Origin of the sequence: Sedimentitalea todarodis (assembly GCF_032595355.1) — a bacterium.
GTDB classification, from domain to species: domain Bacteria; phylum Pseudomonadota; class Alphaproteobacteria; order Rhodobacterales; family Rhodobacteraceae; genus Sedimentitalea; species Sedimentitalea todarodis.
Genome location: NZ_JASMWN010000015.1, coordinates 1 through 15477, shown reverse-complemented (window position 1 = coordinate 15477; position 15477 = coordinate 1). Strand labels below are relative to the sequence as shown.

The 15477-nt window shown below is 56.4% G+C and carries 19 protein-coding genes; 5 read left to right on the top strand and 14 right to left on the bottom strand.

Annotated features, from left to right (window positions below):
- Nucleotides 1-52: 52 nt before the first annotated feature.
- On the top strand, nucleotides 53-1093 hold the full coding sequence (locus QO231_RS16955) for an aromatic ring-hydroxylating dioxygenase subunit alpha (RefSeq protein ID WP_316779056.1): 1041 nt from the start codon (nucleotides 53-55) through the stop codon (nucleotides 1091-1093).
- A 64-nt stretch (nucleotides 1094-1157) separates the two neighbouring features.
- Here QO231_RS16955 and QO231_RS16950 read toward each other — a convergent pair whose 3' ends face one another.
- A complete protein-coding gene (locus tag QO231_RS16950) occupies nucleotides 1158-2201 on the bottom strand; it encodes a PLP-dependent cysteine synthase family protein (protein ID WP_316779054.1) in 1044 nt (347 codons plus the stop codon).
- A 323-nt stretch (nucleotides 2202-2524) separates the two neighbouring features.
- Between QO231_RS16950 and QO231_RS16945 the strand changes: the two genes are divergently transcribed.
- Nucleotides 2525-2869: a RidA family protein gene (locus tag QO231_RS16945; protein ID WP_316779051.1), complete on the top strand. Its 345-nt coding sequence runs from the start codon at nucleotides 2525-2527 to the stop codon at nucleotides 2867-2869.
- A 49-nt stretch (nucleotides 2870-2918) separates the two neighbouring features.
- Here the strand turns inward: QO231_RS16945 and QO231_RS16940 are convergent, their stop codons facing one another.
- The 12 genes from QO231_RS16940 to QO231_RS16885 all read right to left on the bottom strand — a co-directional run bounded on the left by QO231_RS16940 (nucleotide 2919) and on the right by QO231_RS16885 (nucleotide 13440).
- Nucleotides 2919-3449, bottom strand: a complete 531-nt coding sequence (locus tag QO231_RS16940) for a type III PLP-dependent enzyme domain-containing protein (RefSeq protein ID WP_316779048.1) — start codon at nucleotides 3447-3449, stop codon at nucleotides 2919-2921.
- A gap of 309 nt (nucleotides 3450-3758) precedes the next feature.
- Nucleotides 3759-5024, bottom strand: coding sequence for an NAD(P)/FAD-dependent oxidoreductase (locus QO231_RS16935; protein WP_316779045.1), 1266 nt, complete (start codon nucleotides 5022-5024; stop codon nucleotides 3759-3761).
- A gap of 24 nt (nucleotides 5025-5048) precedes the next feature.
- A complete protein-coding gene (locus QO231_RS16930) occupies nucleotides 5049-5714 on the bottom strand; it encodes a c-type cytochrome (protein WP_316779338.1) in 666 nt (221 codons plus the stop codon).
- Nucleotides 5715-5756: 42 nt separating this feature from the next.
- Nucleotides 5757-6767: a c-type cytochrome gene (locus QO231_RS16925; RefSeq protein ID WP_316779042.1), complete on the bottom strand. Its 1011-nt coding sequence runs from the start codon at nucleotides 6765-6767 to the stop codon at nucleotides 5757-5759.
- Complete coding sequence (gene soxC, locus QO231_RS16920; RefSeq protein WP_316779040.1) at nucleotides 6751-8034, bottom strand: sulfite dehydrogenase; 1284 nt, start codon at nucleotides 8032-8034, stop codon at nucleotides 6751-6753. The genes QO231_RS16925 and soxC overlap by 17 nt, the downstream gene beginning before the upstream one ends.
- A gap of 27 nt (nucleotides 8035-8061) precedes the next feature.
- Nucleotides 8062-9765 carry a thiosulfohydrolase SoxB gene (gene soxB, locus QO231_RS16915; protein ID WP_316779038.1) on the bottom strand — a complete coding sequence of 568 codons (1704 nt, stop codon included), beginning with the start codon at nucleotides 9763-9765 and terminating at the stop codon, nucleotides 8062-8064.
- A gap of 93 nt (nucleotides 9766-9858) precedes the next feature.
- Complete coding sequence (soxA, locus tag QO231_RS16910; RefSeq protein WP_316779035.1) at nucleotides 9859-10704, bottom strand: sulfur oxidation c-type cytochrome SoxA; 846 nt, start codon at nucleotides 10702-10704, stop codon at nucleotides 9859-9861.
- Between the two features lie 23 nt (nucleotides 10705-10727).
- Nucleotides 10728-11057 (bottom strand): thiosulfate oxidation carrier complex protein SoxZ, encoded by a 330-nt coding sequence (gene soxZ / locus QO231_RS16905; RefSeq protein WP_316779032.1) that lies wholly within the window; start codon nucleotides 11055-11057, stop codon nucleotides 10728-10730.
- 21 nt (nucleotides 11058-11078) lie between these two features.
- Complete coding sequence (gene soxY / locus QO231_RS16900) at nucleotides 11079-11495, bottom strand: thiosulfate oxidation carrier protein SoxY (protein WP_316779030.1); 417 nt, start codon at nucleotides 11493-11495, stop codon at nucleotides 11079-11081.
- 31 nt (nucleotides 11496-11526) lie between these two features.
- Complete coding sequence (gene soxX / locus QO231_RS16895) at nucleotides 11527-12000, bottom strand: sulfur oxidation c-type cytochrome SoxX (RefSeq protein ID WP_316779028.1); 474 nt, start codon at nucleotides 11998-12000, stop codon at nucleotides 11527-11529.
- A gap of 120 nt (nucleotides 12001-12120) precedes the next feature.
- Nucleotides 12121-12684 (bottom strand): thioredoxin family protein, encoded by a 564-nt coding sequence (locus tag QO231_RS16890; RefSeq protein WP_316779337.1) that lies wholly within the window; start codon nucleotides 12682-12684, stop codon nucleotides 12121-12123.
- A gap of 15 nt (nucleotides 12685-12699) precedes the next feature.
- Nucleotides 12700-13440: a cytochrome c biogenesis CcdA family protein gene (locus QO231_RS16885; RefSeq protein WP_316779025.1), complete on the bottom strand. Its 741-nt coding sequence runs from the start codon at nucleotides 13438-13440 to the stop codon at nucleotides 12700-12702.
- Nucleotides 13441-13511: 71 nt separating this feature from the next.
- Here QO231_RS16885 and QO231_RS16880 point away from each other — a divergent pair, with 71 nt between their 5' ends.
- The 3 genes from QO231_RS16880 (at nucleotide 13512) to QO231_RS16870 (ending at nucleotide 15250) form a co-directional block, all read left to right on the top strand.
- A complete protein-coding gene (locus QO231_RS16880; protein WP_316779022.1) occupies nucleotides 13512-13886 on the top strand; it encodes a hypothetical protein in 375 nt (124 codons plus the stop codon).
- Between the two features lie 61 nt (nucleotides 13887-13947).
- On the top strand, nucleotides 13948-14283 hold the full coding sequence (locus QO231_RS16875) for an ArsR/SmtB family transcription factor (protein WP_316779336.1): 336 nt from the start codon (nucleotides 13948-13950) through the stop codon (nucleotides 14281-14283).
- A gap of 127 nt (nucleotides 14284-14410) precedes the next feature.
- On the top strand, nucleotides 14411-15250 hold the full coding sequence (locus QO231_RS16870) for a YeeE/YedE family protein (RefSeq protein WP_316779020.1): 840 nt from the start codon (nucleotides 14411-14413) through the stop codon (nucleotides 15248-15250).
- Between the two features lie 20 nt (nucleotides 15251-15270).
- On the opposite strand, the gene QO231_RS16865 is transcribed toward QO231_RS16870, so the two are convergent.
- On the bottom strand, nucleotides 15271-15477 hold a 207-nt coding region (locus QO231_RS16865), incomplete at its 5' end, for a hypothetical protein (protein ID WP_316779018.1).

Genomic DNA, 15477 nt, shown 5'->3' with positions numbered 1-15477 from the left:
GGAGCGGGGATACGGCCGACAACTTCAATCGCCGGAACGGAAGGGACGATAGATGTTTTTGAAGAACGCTTGGTACGTGGCGGCGTGGGATGAGGAAATCTCTCACGAGTTGCAACAGATTACGGTGCTCGGAGAAAAGATCTGTATCTTTCGCACCGAGGCTGGCGAGCTTGTCGGGCTGGAAGACGCCTGCCCACACCGCAAGTTGCCACTCAGCAGGGGGCGCCTCAAGGGTGACACTGTCGAATGCGGCTATCATGGTTTGACGTTTGATTGCGCCGGCCAATGCGTCTGGGCACCGGGCACCGGGCGCATTCCGTCGAATGCCAAGGTTCACGCCTACCCACTGCACGAAAAATATGGCCTGGTCTGGATCTGGATGGGCAACCCGGCACTGGCCGAGCCCGATGACATCTTCGAGATAGAAAATTACGGCGATCCGGCATGGGGCATGAACCGCGGAGCGGCAATGGAGTTGGACTGCAACTATCTGCTGGTGTGCGATAACCTACTGGACCCGACCCATGTGGCCTGGGTGCATCAAAGCAGCTTCGCCGCCGCCGCGACCAAAGACACGCCGCTGCGCATCACGAAAACCAATGATGGTGTCATCGTTCACCGCTGGATGATGGATCACGAGCCCGCGCCGTTTTACAAGAAGATCGTCGAATTCGAGGGCAACTGCGACCGCTTGCAGCATTACGAGGTGCGCTACCCCTCCCACGCATTGATCAAGGCCGTGTTTACGCCAGCGGGTACAGGTGGCCCCGACGGTCTCCTGCATGAAAAGACCTTTATCATGGACAGCTACAACTTCATGACCCCCACACATGAGGGCCAGACCCGATACTACTGGTTTCAGTTGCGCAATATCCGCCCCGATGATCAGGCGCTGTCAAAGATGATGAGCGAGGACGTGCAGCACGCGTTTGAAGAAGATCGGGGAGTCCTGAACGCGGTGCAAAAGGGCATGACCAACAAGACCTCGCCTCACATAGACTTGCCAATTGACGGTGGGCAATTGCGATTCCGGCGGCAATTGCAGGCAATGATCAACGAAGAACAACAGGTAGATCGACAGTTGGCCGAATAGCCGGGTCTTGCCGGAAACAGCGGACGCGCTGCCCAATTCGCGGAAACAGGCCGGCGGCCAGATCCTAGCCGAATTCAGCCTCCAAATCAGTTGCAAATTCGTGGCAGTCGCCAATGCGGTCGCGGACCCAGTCGGGGTTATAATGCGTGTCGAGATACCGCTCGCCGCTGTCACACAAGAGCGTGACGATGGAACCTCGGCGATCTTGCTGCTGCATCTCCTGTGCCCGTATCAGCGCACCCCAGAGATTTGTTCCGGTCGACGGCCCCGCCTTGCGCCCGATCAGCTTTTCCAGCCACAGCATGGTGGCGATGCTGGCGGCATCGGGGACCTGGATCATGTGGTCGATGACCTCGGGCTGAAAGGAATGTTCGACCTTGGGCCGTCCAATGCCTTCGATCCGGCTGGATGTGTTCGCGGTGAGACTGCGGTCTCCGGTCTGGTAGCTGTCAAAAAAGACGGAATTCTCAGGATCGACGACAGTAAGGTCGGTGTCATAGCCCTTGTAACGGATGTAGCGGCCCAATGTCGCCGAAGTGCCGCCCGTGCCCGCGCTCATCACCAGATGCACCGGGATCGGATGTGGCTCGCGCTCCATCTGGGTATAGACGCTTTCGGCGATGTTGTTGTTGCCGCGCCAATCGGTGGCGCGTTCGGCATAGGTGAACTGGTCCATGAAGTGCCCGTCGATTTCGGCGGCAAGGGCGACGGACGCGTCGTGCATCTGTGGCGCGGTGTCAACGAACCGCGTCTGGCCGCCATAGAACTCGATCTGCCTGATCTTGCTGCGCGCCGTGCTTTTGGGGACAACGGCAATAAAGGGCACACCGATCATCCGCGCGAAGTAGGCCTCGGACACGGCCGTGCTGCCCGAGGAGGCTTCGACGACCGTCTTGCCCTCGGTGATCTTGCCGTTGCACAACGCATAGAGGAACAGGGATCGTGCCAGTCGGTGCTTGAGGCTGCCGGTGGGATGGGTGCTTTCATCCTTGAGATAGATGTCGACCCCTTCCAATCGCGGCAAAGGCAGCTTGAACAGATGTGTATCGGCCGACCTGTGTGCATCCGCGTTGATTTTGGCGATTGCGTCGGCGACCCAGACGTTCATCGAATTCTCCAATCGTTCCCGGCAACCCGTTCAGGCCGTCAGACCCCTTCCGGTCTCTTGGCGGCTACGGGCCTGACGACACAGGAGATCATCTTGTCCGTGAAGGCAAGACATGCATTGACAGGTTCCCGCGCCCTATCGCGCGGGAGGGCGGGCAAGGCAGGCGTACCGGTGGGTGCCATAGCTGCCGGGAATAATACACTCGATGCGGTTTCAGACCATTGCAAAGCCGGCAAAGGTCTGGCCCTTTACAGCCACCGGGGCCGGGACCGCGGTGGCACCGCCGAACAGGCTGCCGAAGTTAGAAAACAGAAAGGTCAGACATGATCGAACGAATTGAAACGGGAGCGCGATCCTCCAAGATCGTAAAGCATCGGGGCGTTGCCTATATCACCGGCCAGGTCGGAGAAGGCGCGACGATCCAGGATCAGACCCGCGAATGCCTGAGCCGGTTGGACGCGCTTCTGATCAAGGCGGGTTCGTCGCGCGAAAAGATGTTGCGCGCCACGATCTGGCTGGCGGACATGGCAGACTTTGACGGGCTGAACGAGGTCTGGAATGCCTGGGTGCCCGAGGGGCATGCCCCCGCCCGCGCCTGCGGCGAGGCGAAACTTGCGCGCGCGGAACTCAAGGTCGAGATTATCGTCGATGCGGCTTGCGACGAATAGGCCTGGGATCGGGAGGTTCAAAGGCCGGCGGCGGTGACGTCGCTGGCCGTTACCAGCCGCCGAACCGAGGCCATTCCCTCAGCGGTGCGCCCGGCTTTTCCGGTACGACATGATAGCGCTGGTGCTGCGCCGCCGTCGCACAGGCGTGGTTCGGCAGAACACGCAGGCGCGTGCCCACCGCGAAATCCGGCAAAACGCCGTCAAAATCCGGATGCCTTGCGATCACGCCATGTTCCTGATTGGCCTGCTTGACGTATAGTCCGGCGATCACCTTGCCGGCGTCGTCGCAGACGATGCCATAGCCCTGATCCACGCGCTGACTGGCTGTCCCGTGGTCGCGCGACATCGCCATCCAGCCCGCATCGCAGATTGTCCATCCGCGTGCCGACTGGTGTCCGATTACCGTGGTCAGGACGCTCAATGCGATATCATCGACGGCGCAGGCCTCGATCCCCGCCATGACCAGGTCGAAGAAAACATAGACGTCCGCGCGCAATTCGGTGACACCGGTCAGATCCCTGGCGCCGTGCGCCGTCGGAGTCGAGCCGATGCTCACCACCGGACAGGGTAACCCAGCCATACGCATAGCTTCCAAAAGGCAGGGTGTGGGCAGTGTTGTCAAACGGAGATCAGACACGCGCATCAGGCTATAACATCCAATATGGAACCGTAAGGGTGAGACTTGAATTCACAATGCTCTCGAACAGACGGTCGCCAATCCTTTTCGTCCTGCATCACGCGCGTCGCGATGTTGCCACCTGAATTGACCCCCGTTTCACCGGACATCTAAGCGATTTCGATTTTGGCCTTGATCAACATCCAGTGTGTTTGGCCTTTGACTTGGGCCATCTGGTATCTCGCGAAACGCTTTGGGGTTCAAAAAAGTTGCCTAGCCGAACATGTCAGACGTGATACCGGCATACCAACCCTCGGACTCTTCGTAGGTTGCTTTACGCAACTCGGCGCTTTCACCAACCTGCGAAATGAAGCCGTCGACCTTGGCGATCTTTTCGGCAGTCGCTTCGTATGTCGCGCCAACTTTGACACCATCGTTTGCATCAATCAGCGACCAGCATGTGTTGGAGAACTTCGCAGGGAACACTTTGGACCCCGTCAAAGCACCGCGTACCGCGTTTGCACAAACCTTCGCTTGGCTGTTGGCGGAAAAGCCGGACTTCGGCATGTCGCCCTGCTGAGAGGCATCGCCCAGGACATATATGTCTGCATCTGCCTTGCTTGCCATGTCTGCGGCATTTACAGGGGCCCAGTTGCCATCCGTCACACCCGCAAGCTCTGCGATACGGCCGGCCTTCATGGCCGGGATCACGTTGCAGACATCAACCTTGGTGACTTCACCGTCAATCGTGACCGTCATTGCAGCGGAGTCAACAGATACGTTGCCGCCACCAAAGTCCTCACCGATCCAGTCAATCATACCCTCATAGTGGTCCGCCCAACCCTCTTGGAACAGGCCCTGCTTTGAGAATTTTGGCTTGGGATCTGCCACGATTATCTTGGCCGTCGGGTTGGTGGCCTTGAGGGCGTGCGCGACCATCGAAACCCGCTCGTATGGGCCGGGAGGACAGCGGTAAGGGTTTGGTGGCGCCACCATGGCGAACGTGCCGCCTTGGGGCATCGCGGCAAGCTGTGCCTTGAGAAGTTCAGTTTGTGAGCCGCCTTTATAGGCATGTGGCATGGCGTTTTGTGAGGACAAATCCCAACCTTCGACAGCGCCATCAACAAAGTCGATGCCGGGTGACAAGATCAGCTTGTCGTATGGCAGCGAACCGCCACCCGCCAGTGCGACAGTTTTGGCGTCACGATCAACACCAACAGCCCAGTCATGAACCACATTCACGCCACCAGCAGCCAGTTTTCCATAGGAATGGCCCAAATCTTCGATGGACTTGATGCCACCGAGATAGAGGTTCGAAAAAAAACATGTGTAGTACATGCGTGATGGCTCGATCAGCGTGACGTCAATTTCCCCCTTGCTGTCCTTGGCAATGTAGCGTGCAGCGGTTGCGCCGCCTGCACCACCACCAACGACGACGACCCTTGGCTTACCGTGACCGTCCGCAAAAACAGATGGCGCGGCCACTGCCGCCGCTCCGGCAGCACCGGTGCCGATAAAAACACGTCTATTGAGTTTCATGTTGTCTCCTCCCTGAGGCAGCCTCTATTCGAGGTCATTGTAGTACGCAGCGATCGCAGCGATCTCTTCATCAGATAAGCGGCCTGCCATCATTTGCATGACGGGGTGTGGTCTGAGCTTTCGTTTGTAAGCGTGCATCGCGACCACGAAGTCTTTGGTGGGCCATCCGCGTATTGCAGGGATGCCGCTGTCCGCACCGCTGACCTGATGGCAGGTCGTGCATTCACTCGCGAGGTACTCACCATACTCTGGATCACCGACGATTGCGAGGATCGCGGGGTCCAGCTCATGATCGGTTCCGGTGGCTGTCGGTTCGGCCTCGGGTATGTTTGCAGGGTCATCCGAATAAGCTCTGAGATACGCGAGCAGGTGTGATCTTTCCACTGGATCAGAAATTCCACCAAAATCCATCCGTGTTTTCGAGACCAGCGCTCTTGGATTTTCGATGTATGCGTCCAGGGTTTTCTGGGTCCAGACCAGCCCTTCGTCGCCGGCGTGCGTCATGTTCTGCGAATACCTGGCACCAACCAAAGTGCCCGCTGTGCGGCCAAAAACACCGTTTAGCTGAGGGCCAACACGACTCCTTGCACCCTCACCAATCTGGTGACACGAACTGCATTTCTTGAAGACGTCCGCGCCTTTTTTCGGGTCACCAAATTCGTTCGCCCAAGCGGCCCCTGCCATAAACATTGCGGCAAGTGTCAGGAAGAATTGTCGGCGGATACCCAAGACCTAAACCCCAAACGATTTCAGGTATTCGACGATTGCGGCCAGATCATCTTGCTTGCTCAGACCCGCAAACGACATTTTGGTCCCCTTCATGTACGCCTTGGGCTTGGCAAGGAACGCTACTAGCTCTTCTTCGGTCCACACCAGGCCATTTTCGGCCCTTTCCTTCAATGGTTGGGAATATTTGAACCCGTCAACAGCACCGGCCGGATTGCCCACCACTGCAGTCAAGATCGGACCCGTCCGGTTTTTCGCAGCCTCTCCGATCTGATGGCAGGCTTTGCATTTCTTGAAGACTTTCTCGCCCTTGGCCGCCAACTCCGCGTCAAAGGATGCGGCGCCCGCGCCAACTGTTTCCTCTTGGGCCGGTTTGGGTGTTGTTTCTTCTTCGGGCGTGACGTCCAGCACCATGGCGCGCATCGTGACCCTGACCTCATCCTTGCAATTCTCCATGCAGGGCTCGCCGGTCCATTGAGTGTATTCTGTTTCGGTGCGGTCATCGATGATGAAGCCTTCGGCGTTGGGCATCTCGACATCAAAGAAGGTTTCTTTGGAGAGAACGAAATCGTCTTCGATGAGGTCGTTGGAATAGAGAATATATGCCAGGAGCGCATAGACCTCGTCATCACTCAGCGTACCGGCATTGCCATAGGGCATGGACCGTTTGATGTAGTCGTACCCTGACGAAAGATAAGGCCAGTATGATCCTACGGTCTTGAGGGGATCATCATGGTCGAGGGTATCGGCTCCGCCTGCCAGTTCGGGCCAGTTATCTATGCCCTCGGCAAAGTCCCCATGGCACGCGGCGCAACGCGTGGCAAAGATCTCCTCGCCGACAATCGCATCACCTGAACCTTCGGGCAAGCCGGTGCCGTTTGGCCGGATGTCCCTGTCCCATGCAGCAATTTCTTCGGGCAATGCGGCCCGACCCAAACCGAATTTCTCTGCAACGGTCGGGCTTGCAGACAATGCAACCGCGCCAAACATAAGAACGGTCTTAAGAAACTTCGACATTTTCAGCCTCACCGTCAGAACGCACCAACCAAGTTTGTATACAGTTGTTGTGATAGATCGAATTGAGACCACGGACTTCGCGAAGTTGTGATTTTGTCGGCTGGACGTAACCGGTGTCATCCATCGCGCGTGATTGCAGCAGCATCTCGGATCCATCCCAATCCGTGTCGAGATAGAAGCGGGTCAGCGCCTTCTGCTCACCGGGCTTGGCCAGACGCGCGGCCTGCCAACTCATACCACCATCTCTGGATACATCGACGCGGGTGATTGCGCCGCGGCCACTCCAAGCCAGGCCCGTGATCACAAGCGGACCTTTGCCATGCGTGATCGGGGCTTGCGGGCTGGGGCTGGTCACAACAGACTTTGCATCCATCGCCCATGTCCATTTCCGGCTTATGCCATTTTCCAGCGTATCAGTGTATTTGCTGGTCTCTTCACGGCTTTCCACGGGCCCATCCATGACCTCGATACGTCGGACCCATTTGACCCACATGTTGCCTTCCCAACCGGGAACAACAAGGCGGACGGGATAGCCATGTTCCTTGCGCAGCGCCTCACCGTTGGCTTTGAAGGCAACCAGCACATCATCCAGCGCCTTTTCCATCGGTATCGAGCGTCCGTTTGAGGACGCGTCCGCCCCTTCAACAAACACCCATTTGTTCGTGAGATCGCCAGCAGTATCGAGGCCGGCTTCTTGCAGCAACGTGCGCAATGGCACGCCCGAATATTCCATGTTGTGGATCATACCGTGAGTGAACTGCACACCATTCAGCTGTGCACCTGCCCACTCCATCCCGGTGTTGGCCGCACATTCACAAAAGTAGACCTGATTTTCACGGGGAAAGCGCTCAAGATCAGCATAGGAAAACACCAGCGGAGTGTCGACCATACCGTTGATCATCAAACGGTAGTCTTCCTTCCTGAGATCGATCGCGCCAGAGTGATGACGCTCGAACGCGCAACCCTGCGGAGTGATCGTTCCATCAAGTGCATGGATCGGCGTGAAATTGATCGAGCTGATTGTATCTGCCGTCAGCCATTCTACATTACGCCGAACGACGTCGCTCTCATATTCGATCGGGAGACCATACGGTGTTTCGTCGACGCCATCGCCAAACCCCTGCGCCCAGGGTTGCACTTTGGTGATCAACGGATCCGGCGCCTGAGCTCTTGCAGTACCCGCTGCCAGCGCCCCTGCACCCGCAGCCGTCGCGCCGCGCAAGAACGCGCGCCGTGATGATCCGTTTCCTGGTTTCTTGCCTGACATACCAGATGCCTCCGTTTCACGGCCAGATTACGGGCCGACGACTTTCACGCTGTTGTTTGGGTCAAGAGAGATGGTGCCCTGCATGGCGATATGCGCCTCGACAACGTCCCAGATTTGCGGGCCCTCCGTCCCTTCATTGACCGAAGCCCAACCGGCGACCTGATAGGTTCTGGACGGATCAATCGCCTCACCTGTCTTGAGCAGGGTCATCTCGGTAATCCGCTCACCCTGCGGTTTGGTGATATTGATACGGTAGCCAAGGCCACCCACACGCACCATGTCACCGCCCTGCTGATAATACGGATCCGGATTAAACAGGTTGTCGGCGACATCTTCCAAGACAACATGCAGGAACTCTCCCGTCATCTCGTTGCGATAGGCCTGTCCGTATGTCATCGACGTGACGTTCCAGATGTCTTCACGGGTAATATCCTGGCCGGGCAAGATCGATGGCCCCCACCTTACGCCGGGAGACAGCGCAATATCTGCGTCGCGCTCCGAGATCAGCGCATCACAGATCAAGTCATCCCATGTGCCGTTGAAATTGCCACGACGGTAAAGAAGTTGATCGTCCGCCGTCCTGCCGATCACCTCAGACAAGGAGGTCGCGTGAGGTGCGCGCTGCTCTTCAATCAGGGTGGTGAGTTCGGCATCAGGCTCGATGACGTCCGAAAAAACCGGGATCAGCTTGTGGCGGAATCCCATCATGCGTCCGCTACGCACATCGAGGTCGACGCGGCTGACAAACTTGCCGGTTGATCCGGACGCGACGAGTATCGTTTCGCCAATCAGCACAGGTTCAGGCAGAGCATCATGCGTGTGGCCTGACAGGATCACGTCAATGCCGTTCACCTTGCCCGCCATCTTCTTGTCTACATCAAATCCGTTGTGACTTAGACAAACAACCAACTCGGCACCCGCCGCGCGCACTTCATCGACCATTTCCTGCATCCGCTCATCGCGGATCCCGAATGCGTATTCCGGAAACATCCAACCGGGGTTTGCAATGGGCATGTAGGGGAAGGCTTGACCGATAACTGCAATTTTCACGCCCCCGCGTTCAAAAAACTTGTATGGCGGAAACAACTCTGTTGGCTCATCCCACTCAGCATCAAAGATGTTCTGACCAAGTGCCGCGAACGGTAACCCCCCGACGATCTCGGTGACGCGGTCCGAGCCCAGAGTGAATTCCCAATGGAACGTCATTGCGTCTGGCTTGAGTGCATTCATGACATTGACCATGTCCTGGCCTTGCGTCTGGTAGCACGTGTAACTGCCGTGCCACGTATCGCCGCCATCAAGCAGCAACGCATCCGGACGGTCTGCGCGAATTGACTTGATCACGGTCGATACGCGGTCCAGGCCACCAACGCGACCATACCCTTGTGCGAGAGATGCGAAATCATCGTATGTCAGCGCATAGGCCGATGGGCTGCCGTCGTCGATACCGTAGAGCTTTCTGAATTCTGCACCCGTGACATGAGGCACCGCGCCCGTGTTGCGTCCGACACCAATATTGACCGACGGTTCTCGAAAATAATGAGGCACCAACTGGGCGTGAATGTCCGTTATGTGAATCAATGAGACGTTTCCGAACGTGTCGAATTCCAGCAACTTGTCCTGGGTCAGCAATTGCTGAGCGGCGACTTTGGCCCAATTTCCAAAACCGGAACCACCGTAAAGAGCCGCGGTGGCCATCGTCGTTTGCAGAAAATCGCGACGAGAGATCATTGGTGACTCCGGATCATGCGCACGTATGCGCATCTATGCATGGTTTTGCGAAGAACGGCCCCAACGGGGTGTTGAATGAGGCCGTCACGCAAATCAGTTGCGAACGGACGGACCTTCAACGCTGAGCCCGTTGCCACGAGATGCCACATAGAGCTCAAGCGCAACGAACTCCGGGCTACCTTGGCTGTACGTTTCGGCGCGGGTGTCGCGAATACAACCCTTGAACCGAGAGTGCACACCGTTCAGCTTGGTGTTCTTCAAGCGGTAAACAGGAAAGCCATTCACGTGACCTTGGCTCAGGTGATCTGCGCGGATCATGTTGCCATAGTTTTCCTCGTGGCAATTTGCGCAGGATAACTCGAGCTGTCCGTTCCGTGTATAATACAGCTCTTTGCCCAATTCCCAGGCCGATTGAGCAGGTCCGTCAATCGCGACGTTGACCGGAAGCCCACGCGAAACTGAGGAAAGTGCGGCTTCCATATTGATTGCCGGACCCTTGTCATACTTCCAGGCATCTGAACCCATGCGATTGGTACGGCAATCATTCATTTGCATCTGCAACGTGCGTACTTCACCTGCCGCTTCATTCCACTTGGGATATGTCGCCTTTACCCCTGCCAGGCTTTCCATATCGTTGTGACACGATGAGCATGATTTGCCCTCGGATCCCTCGGCGGTTTCCCACATTTCCTGGGCCTGCTCTACGAAGATCATCCCAGGATTGTCGAAGTCATCCGCCTGCATCGCACGCGTTTCAGTGCCGCGGAACAGCCAACCTGACATCACCTCATCAAGAGCATCCGAGACATGTGCAGGCGCTGTTGTCCTCGTCACCAACTCCGTTTCTTCGTTCAGAATGAGCGTGTCATCAACCGGGTCGGCCGAAGCAAATGGTGTTGCCAGAATCGTGGCCAGAATTGCACCTGTCAATTTTCTCATGTCGTCCCTCCCAAGACAGTTGCCTAGCTGATTGCGATGTTCTTTGCTGTTTCGTAAACAGATCCATCGTCATCGTACCAAGTGAATTTGAACTCGCCTGCCTCGGGAGCCATCGCTTCGAACTCCAGATAGGGATTGGTCGAGATCGCCGGCTCCAGCAGGACTTCAATCACGTTTTCACCGTTGAAATCGCAGGTGAACCGATTGATGATCGAGCGTGGAATGACGTTGCCGTCATCATCTTTGCGCTGGCCGGATTCCATTTTGTGACTGATAAGCGTCTTGATCGTGACCGTATCTCCGGCCGCCGCGCTCTTCGGGACCTTGACGCGCGGTTTTACACCAGTTGCCATCTTAACTCTCCTTGAATCTTGTTAGCCGCCGCAGCCGCCGATGGTGACTTTGACAGTGCGCGAAGCCTGAACGAACGAACCGTCCTCAAGCTTTGCAATCGCCAGAACGTCCTGCGTCCCGGCAAGCCGGATACGGGTTGATGCGGCACGCGACGCAGCAAGCTTGCCAAACTTGAACGTCGCGACACTTGGCGTTGGATTGCCTGTGGCCAAAACCATGATTTCCTTGGCGGTATCGGACGACACTTCGATTGGCACCGTGTTACCATTCTCTGCGATCTCTGGTGCGATGAGCTTGACATCACCAGAGCCAACTTCGGCACCACCTGTAAATGCTGCAATTGCATCTTCGGTTGATGCGGATGCGCGAAACGGCAATCCGCTGATCAATAGCGCGCCAACACCGATCTGAATCGCACGACGTCTTGTCAGTTCCATATCTCTCTCCTTCAACCCTGAACGGGGCCGGCTATTTTTTGAGTGTGACGAGGTAAGCGACAACGTCTTCAACTTGTTGTGCACTCAAGAGAGGGCCGAAGGTGTCATCTGCCGCTTCACCCGTATAGGCGTTACCCGGCCGTATGAACCCTTCCGTCTTGTAGAAGGACGGCATCATGCTGTCCTCGAACATTACTTTGGCATTCGCGACAATGCCACGGAGCTCGGCCTCGGACCAGCGTTCACCTGCGCCGTCCAGTATTGGCCCAATTTCACCTTGGAAGGGTACCTCCGCCAGATCAGAAACCTGATGACATGCAACGCAGTTGCCCTGTCCCTTGTCGCCGACGATGATCCGGCCAGTCGCGGGATCTCCGGCCGTGCCTGACAATGACTGCTCGACAGCACCTTCGCTGAAGTTCACGCCAGTCGGCGAGATTTCTTCAGCGAGGGCGACTGACGTCAAGCCCCCCACCAGTGCGGTTGTAATGACAAGAATCTTCATGCGCCCTCCCAAACACTTCGATCTCACACACCGTAGCGCAGGGATCCGGGATAACGCAACAACAAATTCAACTGTTTGAATGACAAGATGTGACTGGTGATAACTACAAGCGCGAACCTTCTAGTTGCCTTGATCCGCAAACCTACGCGCATGATGCTTCTGGAAACTTTCGTCTCCATCATAGCCTTTTTCCACGATCCAGTTCAGCATGTTGAAGGTGGTGTGTCGCCCAAACGCTCCTGGCATTGTCGCCACTGCGGCCTGGGCGGCGGAAGTGCCAGACGCGACCTCTTCGGGAAAAAACAGAATCGTTGGAGTGAACAATGCACCCCACTTCCTGACCATATCCTTTTCAGGAAGCTCGGTTCCGTCGAAATCTGTAACCTCGACATCGCCGAACATGTTGATCTGGACGACAAAGTAGTGATCATCCATGTAGGCCTTTACTTCCTCGACTGGAAAAACCTCCTCGTGCATCTTCTTGCAATAGATGCACCCTCGCTGCTCGATCAACACCATCAGGCGCTTTCCCTCGGCATTTGCCTCGGCGAGATCCTCGGACAGGTCCTTGAAAGTGTCCCGCATCCAGGGTGCTTTGTGCAAACCATCGTCCCCGAGCTCGGCGGCAAATGGGCCCGCAATGACAAGGAACAGGGCGACCAAGGTTGAAAACAGGATCTTCATCATTCGTCCTCCAATTTAGCGCAGAACTCCAATATCCGGCGCGATTTCAAGCATCCACTGGGCGATGTAGTTTACTGAGTTCGTGGCGATCAAGACACCGAACAGGATAAGCATCGCACCCATGATCTTTTCGACGAGACCAAGATACCGGCGGAACCGCGTCATCCATTGCATGAAGGGGCCGATGAAAAATGCCGCGAAGATAAACGGCGCTGTCATCCCCAAGCCATAAACAAACAACAACGTCGCCCCCGTCGTTGCCGTATCAGCCCCGGCCGCTGTGAAGAGTATCGTTGCCAAAACCGGACCGACACAGGGCGTCCAGCCAAATGCAAAAGCCAATCCAATCACATAGGCACCCAGCAGACCCGCATCCGAAGTTGCCCTCGCATCCGCCCGCAGTTGCCGATAGAGAAAACCGATCCTGATTACGCCTAGGAAATGCAGTCCCATGGCAATGATGATGGCCGCGGCCACCCATCGCAGGATGTCAAAATGCTCCCGTACGACCTGCCCAAAAGCAGTCGCCGCAGCCCCAAGACCCATGAAGATCGTGATGACTCCTGCTGCGAAAAGCGTAGCGGCCACTACCGCACGGCGGCGGGTCGTCCCGTCGATTTCGGTGCCAGCCGCGATCTGGTTCATCCCGATACCTGCGAGATAGCTCAGATAGAACGGAACGATTGGCAGAATGCAGGGAGACAGAAACGACAACAAACCCGCAAAAGCAGCGCCGTAACAGGTGATCTCCATCATGGCAGCCACTTCTCCTTGTATAATTCACATATTCATATTATGTGGTTTGATAGGCAAGGGTCAAATTTGGTATGCTCTTTCGAACTCTGATCATCGGCATCTTTCTAGGTCTGTTTTCAGCGATCACGGCGGCTGCCGAACCTGTGTTGGTTATGGTCGAGGAAAAGGGCTGCGTCTGGTGCGCACGTTGGAACGACGAAATCTCACATATCTATCCAAATTCGAATGAAGGCAAAGCCGCGCCCCTCTTGCGTATCGATGTTCACGCCGAACGCCCCGAAGGCATTGTCTTTGCGCGCGGGCTGAATTTTACGCCAACATTTGTACTGGTGATCGATGGGACAGAGGTTTCGCGCATCGAAGGGTATCCCGGTGAAGACTTCTTTTGGGGATTTCTGGCACAAATGCTATCGCAAGCGAATATTGATGTAGCGGGACGAGGTTAGTAATATGAATTCGCATGACACGGCGATTGCAGCCGATACTCTTCCGGACACCAAGGAAAAAATGGGACTTCCAGTTTTCGATACCGACATGTGCGCCGAAGATATGGATAAGATGGCGGCCAACGCCATGAAAGCGTCCAACTTCTTGAAAGCGATCAGCCATGAAGGACGATTGATGATCTTGTGTCATCTCGCCTCGGGAGAGAAATCTGTGACCGAGCTTGAAGAACTGTTGTCCGCGCGGCAGGCCGCAGTATCACAGCAGTTGTCACGCTTGCGCCTGGAGGGTCTTGTCACACCTCGGCGTGATGGCAAAGCCATCTACTACAGTTTGGCCGATGACCGCCCGAAACAGATCATGGAAGTCGTTTACGATCTGTTCTGTCGCGAAAAGTGAACGGGCCGCGCTGAGCGGTCCTGTTCACCCGGAAAGAGCGGCCTCATGCTTGAAATAACCTCGGAACCAGTCCTCGTCGCGCTTGTCGGCTTGTTTGGCGGGGTCCTGCTCGGGCTTGCAGCGCGCATTGACCGGATCTTGCACACTTGGGGCGATAGAAGATCTCTATTACGGCGAAAACCCACTGCGCCTGCGAATGTGGGGCATCGCGATTGGGGTCTCGGTCATCGGCACCTATGCGCTCTCTGCTTTTGGTTTCCTGGATTTCCAGCAAACGCTATATCTGTCACGAAGCTGGAACCCATTCGAGAGCATATTGGGCGGCTTGATCTTTGGCTACGGTATGGCACTTGCGGGCAACTGTGGCTTTAGTGCCCTGGCACGCGCCGGAGGCGGAGACTTGTGCTCTCTCCTCATCGTGTTGATCATGGGGATCTCTGCCTATGTGACATCGGGCGGGCCGCTGTCAGGTTTGCGCATCTGGATATTTGGCACTCCCGAACACGCAACAAATGTCCCGACGTTTGCGCATGCAGTGGCGCAGGCAAGCGGAGCCTCAATTGAAGGCACTGGTATCGCACTTGGATGCATCATTCTGAGTGCGACCTTGCTGAGCCGCAATCTGCGCGGATCCACGAGCCATATCTTGTGGGGTGCCATCGCTGGGGTTGCAATTGTGACCGGCTGGGCCGGCACCCAATGGGTCGTCAGCAAAGGCCATGACGCAACACCCGTGGTCAGCCATACGTTTGCTGCCCCGATCGGTGAAACCATCCTCTATCTAATGACGTCTTCGGGCAATTCCATCAGTTTCGGGACAGGCTCTGTTGTCGGCGTTCTCCTCGGTGCCTTGCTGGGCAGCCTGTACATGGGCCATTTCAGATGGAAAGCCTGTGACGATCCGCGAGAGCTGCGGCGGCAGATTCTTGGCGCGACGCTGATGGGCATCGGCGCTGTCGTGGCGTAAGCATCCGCCGTGTACCGCGGTCAGGCTGCCTTGACGTGTTGCGTTGCCCCGTCCCATTCCCAAGGCAGAAGCTCGTGCAGGCGTGAGACCGGCATGTCGGAGATGCGTATCCGTCCTGGTCTGACTGCCCTGCCTGCGTGATGGAGTGGGTGATAGTGTCCACCATCGATAGTGGACATCTTGAGGTAGGTGATGGCGGGGAAGAAGGGGCAGAAGAAGCGGGTCTG